The 14,963-nt window shown below is 40.6% G+C and carries 19 protein-coding genes; 3 read left to right on the top strand and 16 right to left on the bottom strand.

The window, feature by feature from the left end:
* Position 1 precedes the first annotated feature (1 nt).
* Entirely contained in the window at positions 2–2,731 is a 2,730-nt protein-coding gene (locus ABC371_RS07120) for a DEAD/DEAH box helicase (RefSeq protein ID WP_412896151.1), read from the top strand.
* Between the two features lie 592 nt (positions 2,732–3,323).
* On the top strand, positions 3,324–3,449 hold the full coding sequence (locus ABC371_RS07115; protein WP_412896150.1) for a hypothetical protein: 126 nt from the start codon (positions 3,324–3,326) through the stop codon (positions 3,447–3,449).
* A 240-nt stretch (positions 3,450–3,689) separates the two neighbouring features.
* On the opposite strand, the gene ABC371_RS07110 is transcribed toward ABC371_RS07115, so the two are convergent.
* The 8 genes from ABC371_RS07110 to ssb all read right to left on the bottom strand — a co-directional run bounded on the left by ABC371_RS07110 (position 3,690) and on the right by ssb (position 9,039).
* On the bottom strand, positions 3,690–4,313 hold the full coding sequence (locus ABC371_RS07110; RefSeq protein ID WP_412896149.1) for a hypothetical protein: 624 nt from the start codon (positions 4,311–4,313) through the stop codon (positions 3,690–3,692).
* A 102-nt stretch (positions 4,314–4,415) separates the two neighbouring features.
* Positions 4,416–4,925: an RNA polymerase sigma factor gene (locus ABC371_RS07105; protein ID WP_412896148.1), complete on the bottom strand. Its 510-nt coding sequence runs from the start codon at positions 4,923–4,925 to the stop codon at positions 4,416–4,418.
* A 60-nt stretch (positions 4,926–4,985) separates the two neighbouring features.
* Complete coding sequence (locus tag ABC371_RS07100) at positions 4,986–6,173, bottom strand: hypothetical protein (RefSeq protein ID WP_412896147.1); 1,188 nt, start codon at positions 6,171–6,173, stop codon at positions 4,986–4,988.
* A 15-nt stretch (positions 6,174–6,188) separates the two neighbouring features.
* The gene (locus tag ABC371_RS07095) at positions 6,189–7,019 is read right to left on the bottom strand and encodes a hypothetical protein (RefSeq protein ID WP_412896146.1); all 831 of its coding nucleotides are present in this window, start codon (positions 7,017–7,019) and stop codon (positions 6,189–6,191) included.
* Positions 7,016–7,705, bottom strand: a complete 690-nt coding sequence (locus tag ABC371_RS07090; RefSeq protein ID WP_412896145.1) for an ABC transporter ATP-binding protein — start codon at positions 7,703–7,705, stop codon at positions 7,016–7,018. Before ABC371_RS07090 ends, ABC371_RS07095 begins: the two co-directional genes overlap by 4 nt.
* 11 nt (positions 7,706–7,716) lie before the next feature.
* Positions 7,717–8,082: a GntR family transcriptional regulator gene (locus tag ABC371_RS07085; protein ID WP_412896144.1), complete on the bottom strand. Its 366-nt coding sequence runs from the start codon at positions 8,080–8,082 to the stop codon at positions 7,717–7,719.
* 409 nt (positions 8,083–8,491) lie between these two features.
* Positions 8,492–8,665, bottom strand: coding sequence for a hypothetical protein (locus ABC371_RS07080; RefSeq protein ID WP_412896143.1), 174 nt, complete (start codon positions 8,663–8,665; stop codon positions 8,492–8,494).
* 32 nt (positions 8,666–8,697) lie between these two features.
* A complete protein-coding gene (gene ssb, locus ABC371_RS07075; protein WP_335401941.1) occupies positions 8,698–9,039 on the bottom strand; it encodes a single-stranded DNA-binding protein in 342 nt (113 codons plus the stop codon).
* Positions 9,040–9,339: 300 nt separating this feature from the next.
* On the opposite strand from ssb, the gene ABC371_RS07070 reads away from it, so the two are divergent.
* A complete protein-coding gene (locus tag ABC371_RS07070) occupies positions 9,340–9,777 on the top strand; it encodes a YwpF family protein (protein WP_412896142.1) in 438 nt (145 codons plus the stop codon).
* Between the two features lie 41 nt (positions 9,778–9,818).
* On the opposite strand, the gene ABC371_RS07065 is transcribed toward ABC371_RS07070, so the two are convergent.
* The 8 genes from ABC371_RS07065 to spoIIID form a co-directional block, all read right to left on the bottom strand.
* Complete coding sequence (locus ABC371_RS07065; RefSeq protein ID WP_412896141.1) at positions 9,819–10,202, bottom strand: hypothetical protein; 384 nt, start codon at positions 10,200–10,202, stop codon at positions 9,819–9,821.
* 159 nt (positions 10,203–10,361) lie between these two features.
* A complete protein-coding gene (gene fabZ / locus ABC371_RS07060) occupies positions 10,362–10,796 on the bottom strand; it encodes a 3-hydroxyacyl-ACP dehydratase FabZ (protein ID WP_412896140.1) in 435 nt (144 codons plus the stop codon).
* 332 nt (positions 10,797–11,128) lie between these two features.
* On the bottom strand, positions 11,129–11,425 hold the full coding sequence (locus tag ABC371_RS07055; protein WP_412896139.1) for a DNA-directed RNA polymerase subunit beta: 297 nt from the start codon (positions 11,423–11,425) through the stop codon (positions 11,129–11,131).
* 77 nt (positions 11,426–11,502) lie between these two features.
* Positions 11,503–12,345 (bottom strand): flagellar hook-basal body protein, encoded by an 843-nt coding sequence (locus ABC371_RS07050; protein WP_412896138.1) that lies wholly within the window; start codon positions 12,343–12,345, stop codon positions 11,503–11,505.
* Entirely contained in the window at positions 12,290–12,445 is a 156-nt protein-coding gene (locus tag ABC371_RS07045; RefSeq protein ID WP_412896137.1) for a hypothetical protein, read from the bottom strand. Before ABC371_RS07045 ends, ABC371_RS07050 begins: the two co-directional genes overlap by 56 nt.
* Before the next feature lie 23 nt (positions 12,446–12,468).
* Entirely contained in the window at positions 12,469–13,305 is an 837-nt protein-coding gene (locus tag ABC371_RS07040) for a flagellar hook-basal body protein (protein ID WP_412896136.1), read from the bottom strand.
* A 150-nt stretch (positions 13,306–13,455) separates the two neighbouring features.
* Entirely contained in the window at positions 13,456–14,457 is a 1,002-nt protein-coding gene (mreB, locus tag ABC371_RS07035) for a rod shape-determining protein (protein WP_412896135.1), read from the bottom strand.
* Between the two features lie 148 nt (positions 14,458–14,605).
* Positions 14,606–14,881, bottom strand: coding sequence for a sporulation transcriptional regulator SpoIIID (gene spoIIID, locus ABC371_RS07030; RefSeq protein ID WP_010677153.1), 276 nt, complete (start codon positions 14,879–14,881; stop codon positions 14,606–14,608).
* Between the last annotated feature and the right edge of the window lie 82 nt (positions 14,882–14,963).

Raw genomic sequence — 14,963 nt, 5'->3', positions numbered from 1 at the left:
GATGTTGTTTTTAGTCCATACAGAATGGATTGCGGAAAAAGGATGCCACGTCTGGTGCACAACAGAAGATGGCTATGAGCTTGAAGTGCAACAGTGGAAAAATAATCTCTTCGCCTGGCATGAAGCCAGCTTTTACGGGACTTTCCTTGAAGAGGACGGCAATGCTATCCGTCTTTCACCCTGGCAAGCATTGACCTTTTTTGCCGAATTGCCCATCAATTCACATATAGAAATTGAGCTTAGTGAAGACGTGGACCATTACCACAGAATCGCTAAAAACTTGCTCCCAAGCATCGAGAATGGCGAATTTATGCCTGACTTCGACTATTGGCGTAGCTCGGAGCGCTTTGGCTGGAAACCGATTGCTACCGAGCTAACCGGATTTTCAGCTGAGTGGTTCTCTGAAGCCATCACCGACTGGATCAGGTCCGACTCTTCATTATCTGAAGCCTGGGAAGAGATCGCTCAAACCTTCCCTCTTGTAAAAAGTAGCGCCGGCGCTGAGTCCGTCGTCGAAGAAAACAATTGGCTCGAACGTATTGGGTGGAAGGAAGATCACACACCCTTTGACGTTATGCTGCAAATCGAGGAACCCGAGGTGGATAACGGAGACTGGAAGCTCCACACAGTGCTTCGCAAGAAAGAAAAACCTCATACGATGTACACCGTTCTGCCAAAAGAATGGACCGAGTTTGCGGGCAAAATTGAAAGTGACCAAGACATGTGGTGTAAGCTCGTACCTTGGCTTCGTGACGGAGACGGCATTGTTCACGAACTAACCGAGCGCCAAGCATGGGACTTTTTAACCGAAGCGAGCACAAGGCTTATTGAAGCAGGAGTTGGTATTCTCTTACCAGCCTGGTGGCAAGCCATTAAGGACGCCCAGCTTGCGATCAAGGCCAAGGTCAAAACCTCTACTGGAAGTGGTCGCCAATCCTTTGTAGGGTTACAGTCGATCATTAACTTTGACTGGCGCTTTTCAACGAATGGCGTTGAGCTCTCCGAGGATGAATTCTTGTCGCTTGTCAATGAGCAAAGACGCTTAATCAACATCCGCGGCAAATGGATTAAGCTCGACCCAGCGTTTATCAAACAGGTTCAATCGATCCTAGAGCGCGCAAACAAAGAAGGACTCCATGTTCGAGATGTCTTGGAACAGGAGCTACTCTCGCTATCGGAACAAGCAGAGCGTGAGGAACAAGAAGCGGCAAGTGCATTTGCAGGCGTACAAATTGAACTGAACCGCCACCTGTCGCAAATGATTACCCAGCTAACGGATATCAAAGAGATTCCTCAAGCTAGCATACCGGACACATTCAGAGGCGAACTTCGTCCATACCAGCAGCAAGGTGTCGACTGGCTCTTATTTTTACGGAAGTTTGGATTTGGCGCCTGCCTTGCCGATGATATGGGACTTGGAAAAACGATTCAAATGATTGCCTACTTTTTAGCGGTCAAAGAAAATGGCGCCAAGCCTGCTCTCATCATCTGCCCAACCTCCGTCCTTGGAAACTGGCAAAAGGAGCTTGAGAAATTTGGACCGGACTTACGCGTCCACCTTCATTATGGTCCAAACCGCTTGAAGGGCGAGGAGTTTGCAGAAGGTGTCAGCTCGGCAGATATCGTCCTCACCTCCTACGGGTTGTCCCATATGGATGAGGAGGAAATTTCCGCTTTTGACTGGGGGACCATTTGCCTAGATGAGGCACAAAATATTAAAAATGCGCAAACGAAGCAGTCGCGCGCGATTCGCAAGCTAAAAAGCGACCATAATATTGCCTTAACCGGTACACCGATGGAAAACCGCTTAACGGAGCTTTGGTCGATTTTTGACTTTATCAATCGTGGCTACTTAGGCAGCCTCGGTGGCTTCCAAAAACGATTTGTGTCACCGATTGAAAAGGATCATGATGAGGAAACAATCGCCCAGCTACAGCGCTTGATAAAACCATTTTTACTAAGACGTACGAAAAATGACGAAGCCGTCGCCTTGAACCTACCGGACAAGCTCGAACAGAAGGAATATTGCCCGTTAACAGTCGAGCAGGCTTCAATTTACGAGCAGCTTGTGAAGGATACGCTGGAGCAAGTCGAACAGCTGGCCGGTATGCAGCGTAAAGGGTTAATTTTAAAAATGCTCGGGCAGTTGAAGCAAGTATGTGACCATCCGGCGCTTTATTTAAAGGAAGCTTCTCCTACGAATGTGGATGAACGCTCTGTGAAAATGGAGAAGCTGCTTGAACTTGTCGATCACATTCGTGACCAAGACGAGAGCTGTTTGATTTTTACCCAGTATATTCAAATGGGAGAGATGATTCAGGATGTGCTTCAAAAACGCTTTGATGAATCCGTAAAGTTCTTGAACGGAAGTGTGGCGAAAGCGCAGCGCGACAAGATGATTGAAGGCTTCCAAAATCGTGAGTTCAATATTTTAATCCTGTCACTAAAGGCAGGCGGAACCGGATTGAACTTGACCGAGGCCAACCACGTCATCCACTATGATCGCTGGTGGAACCCAGCCGTCGAAAACCAAGCAACCGACCGTGCCTACCGCATCGGCCAAAAGCGCTTCGTCCACGTGCACAAGCTAATCGCTACCGGCACACTCGAAGAAAAAATCGACGAAATGCTTGAAAAGAAGCAATCGCTGAACGACGAAATCATCACCAGCGAAAACTGGATCACCGAACTCTCCACCAACGAACTGAAAGAACTACTTGGGGCGTTTTAATGGGAGACGGGGACAGGTTCACTGTCCCAGCCGCTCACGTTTTGGTGTGGGACACAGGGACAGGTTTACTGTCCCAGCACTCTCGTGATATATCTGAGGGGCTAGCGGTATATCAGAAACTAAATTTTCATGGAGTGATATACCGGAATTGTGCTTTGCAGTATACCAGATACTAAAATCTCATGGGGCGATATACCGTAAATGTGCTTTGCGGTATATCAAACACTAAAATCCCATGAGTCGATATACCGTAAATGTGCTTTGCGGTATACCAAACACTAAAATCCCATGAGTCGATATACCGTAAATGTGCTTTGCGGTATACCAAGCACTTTAATCCCATGAGTCGATATACCGTAAATGTGCTTTGCGGTATACCAAGCACTTTAATCCCATGAGTCGATATACCGTAAATGTGCTTTGCGGTATACCAAACACTAAAATCCCATGAGTCGATATACCGTAAATGTGCTTTGCGGTATACCAAGCACTTTAATCCCGCTGCGTGATATACCGCAAACTCTCTAATCGGTATATCATTGGTGCGGAAACCACACTATGATATACCGTAAATCCAAAGGAGCTGATTCATTTGGCAGAAAAAACAACCAAACCCAAAAAAAGAGCGAAAAAATTTGTGCCAAGTGAAAAGCACAAAGACAAAACTGAACCTTGGCAAAAATTCTTTCAGCTAGTCGAAGAAAAACTGAAAAAATGAGTGAAGGGTGGTGACTCCTGTCACCACCCAATTTTTGTATAAAAAACTTTCAGACGCAAATATCTCCACACAGACGCATATTTTCATATTCCAACGCAAATACTCGTGCAATGACGCAAATTTTCAAATTCATGCGCATATTTCCAAAAACCGACGCATATCCCCGCACCCACACGCAGATTCACCAATCAAAAGAAACGCATTTCCCCATTCAACCTTGCAATCCCAGCTCTCACTCTATCAAACTGCCTCCAAATCCCTCTGAAACTGCTTATACAGCACATACCTCTGCATTCCTCGTGTCTTCTCAAACGCTTTTTGGATTTCAGATACATACTCAGCATGATTTCCCGCTTTCTTCGCAATTCCAGCAGCCAAAGCATGCTTCATCCACTTCGACTTCACCTGTTCCCCAAGTTCAGCGGCCTGCTCCAGTTTACCTTCCTCTACTGCAACTATGGCTTGATAATACGCTTTATATTGAGGGGGATGGATATCCTCAATGTCCTTCTTTACTCGCAAAATATCATCCTCATATAATGCATGCAAAGTCTTGAACAATGCCTGTTTGGCGGGATGCTTATATTTTTGAAGCAATACTTCTGTTGCTTCCTTCACATCCTGATCAATCCGATTGCCCATCCCGTAATAGAGCTTGAACGCTGGATTTTTTCTGCGTTTTTCAAGATAGGACTCTATCTTTCTTACATTTTTCTCTCCATAAATCGGATAAATAAATAAGTAAGTGCCAAGAACAATAATCACAATCATGCTTATTATCATACTTGTCGGTTGACCTAGATCCAAGAATCCTAGCAAAACTCCCAACAATAACGCTACCCCAAACAAAACTACGAATCTCATCCTACTCATCCTCAACAATTTGTTATTTTTGGATAATTATACCCTATTAAAGCCTCATAAAAAAAGACCAATCATGCTTAATTACACATAATTGGCCATCCTTTACACAATTAATTCTTTTTCATATTCATCTTTCAACAATCGCCGACCCCTAAACAGCTTATTTTTTACAAACGAAATATCTTTCCGGAGTAATTGGCTAATTTCGATATACGAATAATCATGAAAATAATACAGGGATAAGGTCTGTTTGTAATCCTTCGGCAAAGACTCAATATGTTCGTAAAGCCTTTCTCGATCGAACTTCTCTACAATTTCTTTTTCGACGGTTTCATTCGCCGTATACCGCAATCCTTCAAAATCGTCTATTAAGACCGTCGCTTTCACAACCTTGCTGCGAAGATAATCAATGCATTGGTTTCGAGTGATTTTGTACAACCAAGCTTTGATTTTAGATGGATCCCTGAATGAATGGATTTTCAAAAAGACTTTCAAGAATACTTCTTGCATAATATCATCCACAACCACCCAATTTCGCACATAGCGAAAGGCCGCATACCGCAACTCAGGTTCATATTCACTTATAATTTGTTCGATTTGATGTTCCTTCATTTTTCTCACCCTATTAACTGGGACACGGAACCTGTCCCCGTGACCCGCACCTGTGACCGATTACCTGGCATCCTTTATTTCGAAAATGTATAATTGGTAATCTTCACGTTCTGTTTTTGAATTTTCCACTTTTAGGTGTCCTTCATATAATGTTTCCCCTGTATTTAAATCTCCGATAGAAAGTGTATGTCCATCATTAGTAGAATAAACGATATAAATTTTTCCACCTTGTAGTTTTACAAAAGGTACATCCTCGGAACTATTCGGCGTTTCAACTCCAAATGTTTGTTTCTTGTCCCATTTCTTCGTTTCAATATCATACTGAATGACATCTACTTCATTCGGCGTCTGAACTGGAATATACAAAGCAGAATTTAATACAGATGAATCTTCGATGTAGCCAGCAAAGTTTTCAGGCCTTTCAATCTTACTCATTTTATTCTGTTCGATATCGTATATCATAAAGTCATCCACAATGGCCGTTGCACCATCACCAGATTCATGTTCAAAAGCCTCTGCTTTAAATAACAAATATTTTTGTGGTTGGCTCGAATAATGGTCATTGATAAATCTAAAATCTGACCATCCGTTCTCTACTGCTGGCGTAGAGAAAACGACTTCTTCATTTGTGATTTTCTTTCCATTTAAGTCAACCGTGTAAACAACCAAATCCTCGCCGCCATTGATACGATAACCTCTCGCAATTACTAATAACTTCCCATCCTTTATTTGAATATCCACGATATCAACCCAATTGTATTTTCCATTTTTAGGTAGATCTAATTTCATCGGAGTAGACGTTTCAGATTTCTTATCTAAAACGTCAATATCAAAAAAGGAATTTAAAGAAGTAGCATTTATACTCTTACCCTTAACACTGACATAAACAAGTAAATCTTCATCCTCATAAAAATTAGAAGAGACCAAATTTTTCCCTCTCATAAATTGTTTATAATTCTTAACTAATTTTTGTGTAGAAGCTTCCCCATAAAGACCAGTCAATTGCTGAACAACGGATCGATTGCTTAAATTAGTTGTTTCCTCATCAGAAATCAGTAGAGATTGATGAATGTCTCCGACTACATAATCAGCATTAATTTCCAGACTTTTAACTAAACTCTCATCTCCACTCACTTTTTCAAAATCAATTTGTATATTCTCTGAAGCTAAGCTAGATTGTATATAAAAAGTTCCAAGCACGATAACTGTAACCAGACAGACCGTAAGGATTTTCCAATAACGTTTCATTCATGCTACCTCCTATCAAACCCTTATTTTCTTATTTAAAAGATAATTGCCAATCCAAATTGCTGCAGCCCAAGCAACTAACCCTGCCCCAACCACAAGGTAAAATAGTTCATTTGGATAAAAATAGTTTCCTAACATGTACTCATCCAGCAAGATTGGTAACAAAAGGAATAAAAAGGAAATCACACAATAAATAATCCCAAAGAAAAGCCCTTTTAAACGGTAGGAGCGTTCGAACAAAATAGCTGTAAACACCACACACACAGCTGCCATTCCCGCGCCATAGTAAAGGACAAAGTCCATAAATGTTTTAGGAAATAAAGCTTGTAAATAAAAAACATTCGTGATTTCTCCTACTGTGAAATCCGTACGAAACTCTCCAGGAACCATCCACTGTAACACTCGACTTTCAACAGGTATTAATACTAATTGCAAAGCAATAAGACTTAAAACAAATAGCAAAATGGTTGTAGCCTTCGCCAAATACACATTCAATCGAGCCGTTGGCAAGACGAGTAGACGATAACTGAATGTATTTTTCCCGAGCCAATCACGATACCAAATAAAAAATACATAAATCAGTAAAGTGGCTCCACTCAGCATAATCGGTCCCATAAACCAAAGGGTTTGAGCAAAATCGATCATTGAGATTTTCCCATATTGTGAAATATAATCACCTTTTGAGAGCATATCTTCAACCATTGCTTCCTCCGCTCTACCTAAATATCTTTTTGACGTAAAAATAACTCCAATTATTTGAAAAAACACCGTTATCCCAACCAAAACAAGATAGAGTTTAAAAAATCGAGAAAACTCGAAATTCACTAATTTCAAATACCGTTTCATCCCTTGTACACCTCTCTCATCACATCGATAACCGATTTCCCTTCATTCTCTCTAACTTCTTCGGTATCGAATTCTTTTAACACAACACCATCATCAAGCAATACGACTTTATCAATTAAGTGTTCAATATCATTAATTTCATGGGTTGTGATAATCACACCACGGTCTTCAATTAAATGACTAGTAAACACTTCAGCAATTTGTTCACGGCTAAAAATATCTATCCCTGAAAACGGCTCATCCATGAGGACATAATCAACATCCAAGGCAAGTCCAAGAATAAGGTTGACCTTCGCTGTATTTCCCTTTGATAACTCAGAGATTCGATCCGTTTCTTTAAGCCTAAAAAACTCAAGAAGCTCATTCGCACGTTTTTGATTCCAGCTGTCATAGAAATCCGCCATAAATGTGAAGGCCTCTTTAATTTTCATTTGCGGCAACATCGTGATCGTATCTGGGATAAACGTTACTTTTTCATAGCTACTTTTATTGATTTTTTCACTATTGATAAGAATTTCTCCACTATTAATTGGCGTTAACGCCATAATCGCCTTCATGACCGTTGTTTTTCCAACGCCGTTAATCCCAATCAAACACGTAATCTTCCCTTTTTCAGCAGTAAAATTAATGCCCTTTAACACTGTCTTCCTGCCGAACTTCTTCGTTACATTTTTTACTTCAATCACCGAAATCCCCCCTATTCCTTGTCATACTCTTTTTCAACTAGATTTAAGACTTCTGGTAAAGGTACATTAATGGACCGAACCGATTGAATAAAAGTAGAAACTGCATCCAAAATCAATTCCTCACGAACCATTTTCAACACCTCTTCATCCTTCGTAATGCGACTTGGTAAATTTCCTTCTGTAAAAATCAACCCTTGTTCCTCCATCTCTTTATACGCACGCTGCGCCGTATTCGGATTAATCTTCAACCGATTCGCCAATTCCCTTCTTGACGGAATCTCCTGACCTGGTTCAAAAAAGCCTTTCGCAATTTGCTCCTTGAAATACTGAATTACTTGCACGTATACGGGATCTCGATTGTTAAACTTGATATCCATAGACCCAACTCCTAAAAATTTCATCTCCCTGTATCAAGGGGTTCATACACCACTTATAAAAAAACTGTATTAAACGCATCATACAGCTATGATAAAAAAATACACCGTGTATCAATAGGTTAATACACAATGTATTATATGATTAATACACTACCCCTGTCAACATGAATTTTTTTTAAAAATACCGTTGACACACGAGAACAAATGTTCTATATTATAAATAAGAAAAAGCCAACCATGTTGTGACCATGATTGGCAAAAAAATTGAGGAATGACCGAAGTATCCATCTATCTCTTGAGGAATCATTTTTGAAAAGGCGAACGAGGCTTCTTGTTGCGGGGTACATGGATAGAGGGTTTACATATCTCTCATATTCTGAATTTCTTTTTTACAGTTTTCATATGATAGCTACTTCCCTTCTAACATTTGATTAATTTGTAAAAGTCGTTCATTATAGGTTTGATCCATTTGATCCATCCGATCACCGATTTGCCCCTGTAACGTTTCCAGATGTAGCGCAATTCCCATTGCAAGCTTATTTAGCTTTTCATTGATTGACTGGATTTCATCCTGTTTCATCATCGTTTCCTCCCTAGTTCTAAGCATCAAGAACCTTAATTTTCAACGAGTTCCCTTGGCTTTCCACCTAGAAATTTCACAGAGTCTGCTAACACTTCCGTCACATAAACCCTTTTTCCATCATTGTTCTGATAGTTACGCGTTTGGATTCGCCCTGTTACACCTAGAATGGATCCCTTTTTACAATAGTTTGCCGTATTTTCAGCTGTCTTACGCCAAAGTGTACAGTTCACAAAATCGGTGTCAATTTCACCTCCTGCATTCCTAAAATTCCGACTAACCGCAAGCGTCACATGTGCGATTGCTTTCCCTTCTTGGGTGTAACGCAAGTCCGGATCCCGGGTCAATCTTCCTACCAAAATCACCTGATTAATCATGTTTTATCCCTCCTTGGTTAAATCTAACAAGGCTATCATACTCCACAGTTCGACATAGGTAAAATTAGGAAAATCGGATTATCACAAGGATTTTTTTTATAAAACTGGAAATTCACCATAAAATTATCAAATTTCTCATTGAAAATTTTCTAAAACGAACCATTATCTAAATTTCTACATGTTTTTTTCACCTTAGAACTTCTGGTTCATTTCCACGTCTACTCCATATAATAAGCAGGTAAATATGCTATAATTTAACTATCTGGTATAGTACGAACGAAATATAAGGAGGTCAGGATTTTGAAAACGTTTAGATTGGTTTCACTTATGGTTCTTCACCAGGATGAACAACCTAGTCGTATTGAGGAAATACCGTTGATGGATGGATTGATCATCAATCAAGAGGATGGGGAAAACAGTTGGATTGTGGAAGCTTTTATTGAAAAATCGTATAAACCCATTTTCGAAAAGGCAAAACAAGAGGATACAAAATTGAATCTCCAAGTCACTATTTCCAAAAAATCTAATGATCCTGCCTCATTAATGGGTGAAGTTAAAATCATCAAAGTAATGGACAATACCGTAAGTGTTCTTTTGGAGGGGAATTTAGTACCAAGTCGCCTTAACATGGCCGAGATTGTTCTGACCGACCTTATTCAACAAGGCCTACAAGGTGAAGGTCTACTTGCCGAATTCAAAAACCGACTGCAAGAAAAGAAAAAGCCAATACAAAGTTAAAAAGGCAGGACAAAATCCCGCCTTTTTACAATGTAAGTGAATTATTTGCCGTTACCAACGCCGCCTGCTCCACCAGTTCCACCTGGATTTACTTCGTCGTCTCTCAGATCGTTGTTATTGTTGTTATTGTTGTCATTGTCATCATCGTCATTGTTGATATCAAGATCTCCGTCATTATTCTCATCTTCAACGACGTCTTGATCCCCAGGATTCATACCATTGTTGTCAGGCACGACGTCTTCCTCTGGAGTCACATTGTTATCGAGGTCATTATTATCCATATTGTTATTATTATTGAAATCCTTGCCAGGTGTTTCAAGTCCGTCATTCTCAGGTGGCGGATTTTGATCATCATTGTTACAGCCTGTTATTAAAAACACGGCAAGGAGCGACCCGATAAGCTTTAAAAACCATTTGTTGTTCATTGCATATTCTCCTTTCTGTTTTTTTTAAGTATTGGTGTGACCATCTTGGTCTTTGCTTAGCTTTCCCCGAAGATAAAAAATGTATCAAAGAAATTACAAATTCACCGAAAGAGAATAAAAAAACCAGATGGGTTCCCATCCGGATTTTCCAAACTGAACTTATTCTGATTTTTCGCCTAACGCAAACATGATTTCTGTTTCACAAACGAGCTCACCGTCAACAGTTGCTATGCCTTTTCCTTTACCGATTGACCCGCGAAGACGAGTGATTTCCACTTCAAGACGAAGTTGGTCTCCAGGAACTACTTGTTTTTTAAAACGGCAGTTGTCAATTCCCGCAAAGAAAGCAAGTCTGCCTTTGTTTTCTTCCTTTTTCAACATTGCCACTGCGCCAACCTGTGCCAAGGCTTCTACGATTAATACGCCCGGCATAACTGGATAATCAGGAAAATGCCCATTAAAAAACTCCTCATTTGCCGTTACATTTTTAAGGCCAAGTGCACGTTTTCCCTCTTCCAATTCAAGAATCCGATCAACTAATAAGAACGGATAGCGATGTGGAATAATTTCCTTAATTTCATTGATATCGTACATATTTAACCATTTCCTCCCTTATGTATCCTAATCAAATGCGCCTTGGCGTATTTGTGCCCAGATTTTTGGACCACGTGATGTGGGTCACAAAGTCGTTGCCACAGGAATTGGCGTTCTTCGTCTTTGATCCTAAGGTAGAATAACTTCCTTTAAAAATCTGAGGCATCCGCCGGAGGCTCTAACTTTATTCAGTAGAAGTTAATGACTTCTACTGAATAAAGTTAGCTCATAATGCCTATTATAATACAAGTATTGTGGTAAGTTGTAAACCTCGGTGACAAAGCCATTAAAAGGGTCCATTTTATTCATAAAAAAAGAAGGCTTATGCCCTCCTATTTTTCCGCATCTTTATTGACAAGGTCAACGATATGCTGCCATGTTTCTTTTTTTAAGGCATCGCTCGGATTTCCATCTCCAATGACTCCATAACCTACAACCACACCAATCATGACGCTGGCTGCAAAAAGAACAACGACAAGCAAAAGTCGTATCCAAATTGGAATTAAGCGGATTCGAAGTTTTCCTTCACGCTTCTTTTTCGGCTCTTTATTCGTTTTCTTTTCTTCGTCACGCGCCTTTCGAATTTCTTCGCGCGATTTTACTTGTGTATTGTTAAGTTCACTTGTCACTGAGATTACCCCTTATCTTTAGGTTGTTGCCGAGTTTCTCGATTGTTTGCCTACCCTATAGTATCTACTTTCTTCATTTAGCGTATGCCATTCACAAGTCCCATCATTTGATCTGAGATAGAAATTGATTTTGCATTGAATTGATAGGAGCGTTGGGTTAACAACAGGTCAGACATTTCCGTTGTCAAATCAACATTCGATTGTTCAAGTGCACCTTGCTGCATACTCACTTGATCACGCAAAGCCCCCTGAAGGGAAACAAATACATCATCCGCCGCAATTCCGAGCTCCGCTAAGTCTGGTAGCGCAAATTGATTTTGTCCAACCGCTTGTAGAAGCTGCGGCTTTTGCACTTCCACTACGGAAAGATTAAAAGTTTGAGGCACACCTGTCTCCGGAACAACGGTTACTTCCCCCTTTGTAGAAATTTTTATCTCTTTAAAATTGTCAACAAACACAATTGGCTCCCCATCTTGGTCTAAAACAGGATCTCCACCACTTGTCACAAGGGTAACACGATTTGTCCCATCATTTGCAGGTGACAAATAAAGGGCACCCTCTCTTGTAAAGCGTGGAACCTGAACACCATTTTCATCAACCAACACTTGCAAAAATTGGTTTTCTTTTGTAAATGCGATATCAAGCTCACGGTCTGTTGTTTTAATTGCACCTTGGGTCATCATCATATTCGTATGACCAAGTCGTGCACCAACACCTGTACGAATACCAATTGGGGTTAAGCGACCTTCCTCTTGTGCGTTATCGGGTTGATTATTGAATTCTTGGGATAGAAGCTCACTAAAGTTGACCTGGCGTTTTTTATATCCGGTCGTATCTATATTAGCTAGATTATGCCCAATTGTATCAAGCTGTTTTTGCAGCTGACTCATCGTATTTGTTGCTGTAATCATCGAACGCATTTATCTTCACCCCAAATTTTTTTCTAGCTTCGGACGCCTTATGCTCTTCGGTCTTGCCAATCGCTTCGAAAGATTTGGCTCGTCTTATGCTTGTCGCCAAAGACAGCACTCTTCATGCTCTTCTTATAATCTTCCAATCTCGTTAACCGCTTTGTCCATACTCTTATCATATGCCTGAAGCACCTTTTGATTGGCCTCAAACGTACGGTATGCTGTCATCATCTCTGTCATTGCCTGTGTCACATCGACATTAGAGCCTTCAAGGAATCCTTGTTTTAACGTAAAAGAAACTTCAGGATTTGCCTCTGCATTTGGTAGTTCGCCACCGTCATTTGTCCGGTACAATCCATTTCCTTCTTTAATCAGATTCATTGGATTTTCAGAAAAGGCAATGCCTAAACGTGTTTGTGCCAGCCCGTCGACAAGGACATTTCCATCTGCTGTAACCTGAAACTGATCATCTTCTAGTGCAATCCGATTTCCGTTTTCATCAAGCACATAAAAGCCTTCATTCGTATTTAGAAAACCTGCCAAGTCAACTGTGAAGTTTCCGTTTCTCGTATAGCGCACATCACCGTTTGCATTTTGAACCGTAAAAAACAAGGAACCTGGTTGATTCGTCTCCGCACTGATCGGTAGATTGCCATTTATCAACGCTACATCAGTCGCAAGTCCTGTTTCGCGGATATCACCTTGCTTGAACAGCGGAATCATTTCCTGCATGTACACACCTGTGTTAAGCCCACCGATGGTACTTGCTGTTCGAAGAGTACCACCATTTTTAGCCGGGCTTTGTACGCCTTCAAGACGTTGCATGAGCAATTCAGGAAACGCACGTAAAGAACCTTGGTCCACTTTATAGCCAGGTGTGTTGGCATTTGCAATATTATTCGTAAGCATTTCTGTACGACGTTGTTGCGCAAGCATTCCAGCTGCTGCAGAATAAAATCCACGTAACATGATCTCACCTCATTCTTTATCCGAACATATACCTAGTTTTTATTATAGTAGGAAATCCCTATTTCTTCATCTGTAAAATTTACCACACTGTACTTTTTTTAGAAAAAGTAGGAAAGGACCTGCCATTTCGGAAAGGTCCTATTTACAGTATTAGACTAATTTTCTGCGCGGAAGCTTGTCCAGGTTTTCAAGCATAATGCCTGTTCCAATCGCTACACACTCCATTGGGTTTTCAGCAATCAGTACTGGTACGCGTAATTCTTCCGCTAAAAGCTGATCAACTCCGTGAAGCAATGCTCCACCACCTGTTAAAATCACGCCACGATCGATGATGTCCGCAGAAAGCTCTGGTGGTGTTCTTTCAAGAACACTTTTCGCAGCTTGTACAATGGCAGAAACCGGCTCACGTAGTGCTTTTTCGATTTCATCAGATTTAATGGTCAGTGTACGTGGTAAACCTGTTACCATGTCACGTCCACGAATATCGATTTCTTCATGACGTGAATCTGGGAATACAGTTGCAACCTGAATTTTAATGTTTTCAGCCGTTCTTTCCCCGATTAATAGTTTGTACTCACGCTTAATATAGCTTAGGATTTCCGCATCAAATGTGTCCCCAGCCATTTTAATGGAAGAGGCGGTGACGATATCGCCCATTGATAATACAGCAACATCTGTTGTACCACCGCCAATATCTACGACCATGTTTCCGCTTGGTTGGAAGATGTCCATTCCAGCTCCAATCGCAGCCACTTTCGGTTCTTCCTCCAGATAGATTTTCTTCCCACCGCTTTTTTCAGCAGCTTCCTTGATTGCTTTTTGCTCAACAGAGGTAATGTTTGTTGGGCAGCAAATCAAAATTCTTGGTTTTGAAAGAAAGCCTTTTACATTTAACTTATTAATAAAATGCTTGAGCATCGCTTCAGTTACATCAAAATCAGCAATAACTCCGTCTTTTAAAGGTCGAATCGCCACAATATTTCCAGGTGTACGACCCACCATGCGTCTTGCTTCTTCACCAACAGCTAAAACCTTGCCTGAGTTTTTATCTAATGCCACAACTGAAGGCTCATTCAATACAATACCTTTGCCTTTAACATGTATAAGTACGTTCGCAGTTCCAAGATCGATACCGATATCCCTAGCTAACATTTGGGTAACTTTCCTCCTTGCATTTGATTCACAAATGCACATATTTTCCTATGTTGTATTGTATCACAATTTGACTTATATAATAGACTTTTTGTAATTTTTTTGTAGGAAAATGTCGTAAAATGCTAGGAAGAAAGTCCCTGGTATGTTATTTGACTGGTTCTTCTTGTAATTCTTCTTCTTTTTTATACTTTAGTTTCGTCGCTTCTCCACCCCGTAAATGCCTTATTGATTTATGATAATCCAGGATTTCTTTTACTTCATTTGCTAGTTCGGGATTGATCTCAGGTAGCCTTTCGGTTAAATCTTTATGGACAGTACTTTTGGAAACGCCAAATTCCTTCGCAATGACGCGAACTGTTTTTCTTGTCTCCACGATATACTTTCCAATCTTGATAGTTCGTTCTTTGATGTAATCGTGCACACTACTCGCCCTCCCTATGTGGATGTGAGAAGTGTGAAATGAGACGCGTTATTGCTTCAACGAAAAAGTTTGTTTTGTTTGG

Origin of the sequence: Bacillus jepli (genome assembly GCF_047238305.1) — a bacterium.
GTDB lineage: Bacteria > Bacillota > Bacilli > Bacillales > Bacillaceae_L > Ferdinandcohnia.
The sequence above is the reverse complement of the archived record's forward strand: the minus strand, read 5'-3'. Positions and strand labels throughout refer to the sequence as shown.

What these genes read in the sequence shown, in the direction of transcription:
- ABC371_RS07050 (WP_412896138.1), bottom strand. Translation starts at nt 12,345, where the DNA reads ATGCGTTCGATGATTACAGCAACAAATACGATGAGTCAGCTGCAAAAA.
- ABC371_RS07085 (WP_412896144.1), bottom strand. Translation starts at nt 8,082, where the DNA reads ATGGATATCAAGTTTAACAATCGAGATCCCGTATACGTGCAAGTAATT.
- ABC371_RS07120 (WP_412896151.1), top strand. Translation starts at nt 2, where the DNA reads ATGTTGTTTTTAGTCCATACAGAATGGATTGCGGAAAAAGGATGCCAC.
- mreB (WP_412896135.1), bottom strand. Translation starts at nt 14,457, where the DNA reads ATGTTAGCTAGGGATATCGGTATCGATCTTGGAACTGCGAACGTACTT.
- ABC371_RS07110 (WP_412896149.1), bottom strand. Translation starts at nt 4,313, where the DNA reads ATGAGATTCGTAGTTTTGTTTGGGGTAGCGTTATTGTTGGGAGTTTTG.
- ABC371_RS07095 (WP_412896146.1), bottom strand. Translation starts at nt 7,019, where the DNA reads ATGAAACGGTATTTGAAATTAGTGAATTTCGAGTTTTCTCGATTTTTT.
- ABC371_RS07040 (WP_412896136.1), bottom strand. Translation starts at nt 13,305, where the DNA reads ATGTTACGTGGATTTTATTCTGCAGCAGCTGGAATGCTTGCGCAACAA.
- fabZ (WP_412896140.1), bottom strand. Translation starts at nt 10,796, where the DNA reads ATGTACGATATCAATGAAATTAAGGAAATTATTCCACATCGCTATCCG.
- ABC371_RS07080 (WP_412896143.1), bottom strand. Translation starts at nt 8,665, where the DNA reads ATGATGAAACAGGATGAAATCCAGTCAATCAATGAAAAGCTAAATAAG.
- ABC371_RS07100 (WP_412896147.1), bottom strand. Translation starts at nt 6,173, where the DNA reads ATGAAACGTTATTGGAAAATCCTTACGGTCTGTCTGGTTACAGTTATC.
- ssb (WP_335401941.1), bottom strand. Translation starts at nt 9,039, where the DNA reads ATGATTAATCAGGTGATTTTGGTAGGAAGATTGACCCGGGATCCGGAC.
- ABC371_RS07105 (WP_412896148.1), bottom strand. Translation starts at nt 4,925, where the DNA reads ATGAAGGAACATCAAATCGAACAAATTATAAGTGAATATGAACCTGAG.
- ABC371_RS07065 (WP_412896141.1), bottom strand. Translation starts at nt 10,202, where the DNA reads ATGAACAACAAATGGTTTTTAAAGCTTATCGGGTCGCTCCTTGCCGTG.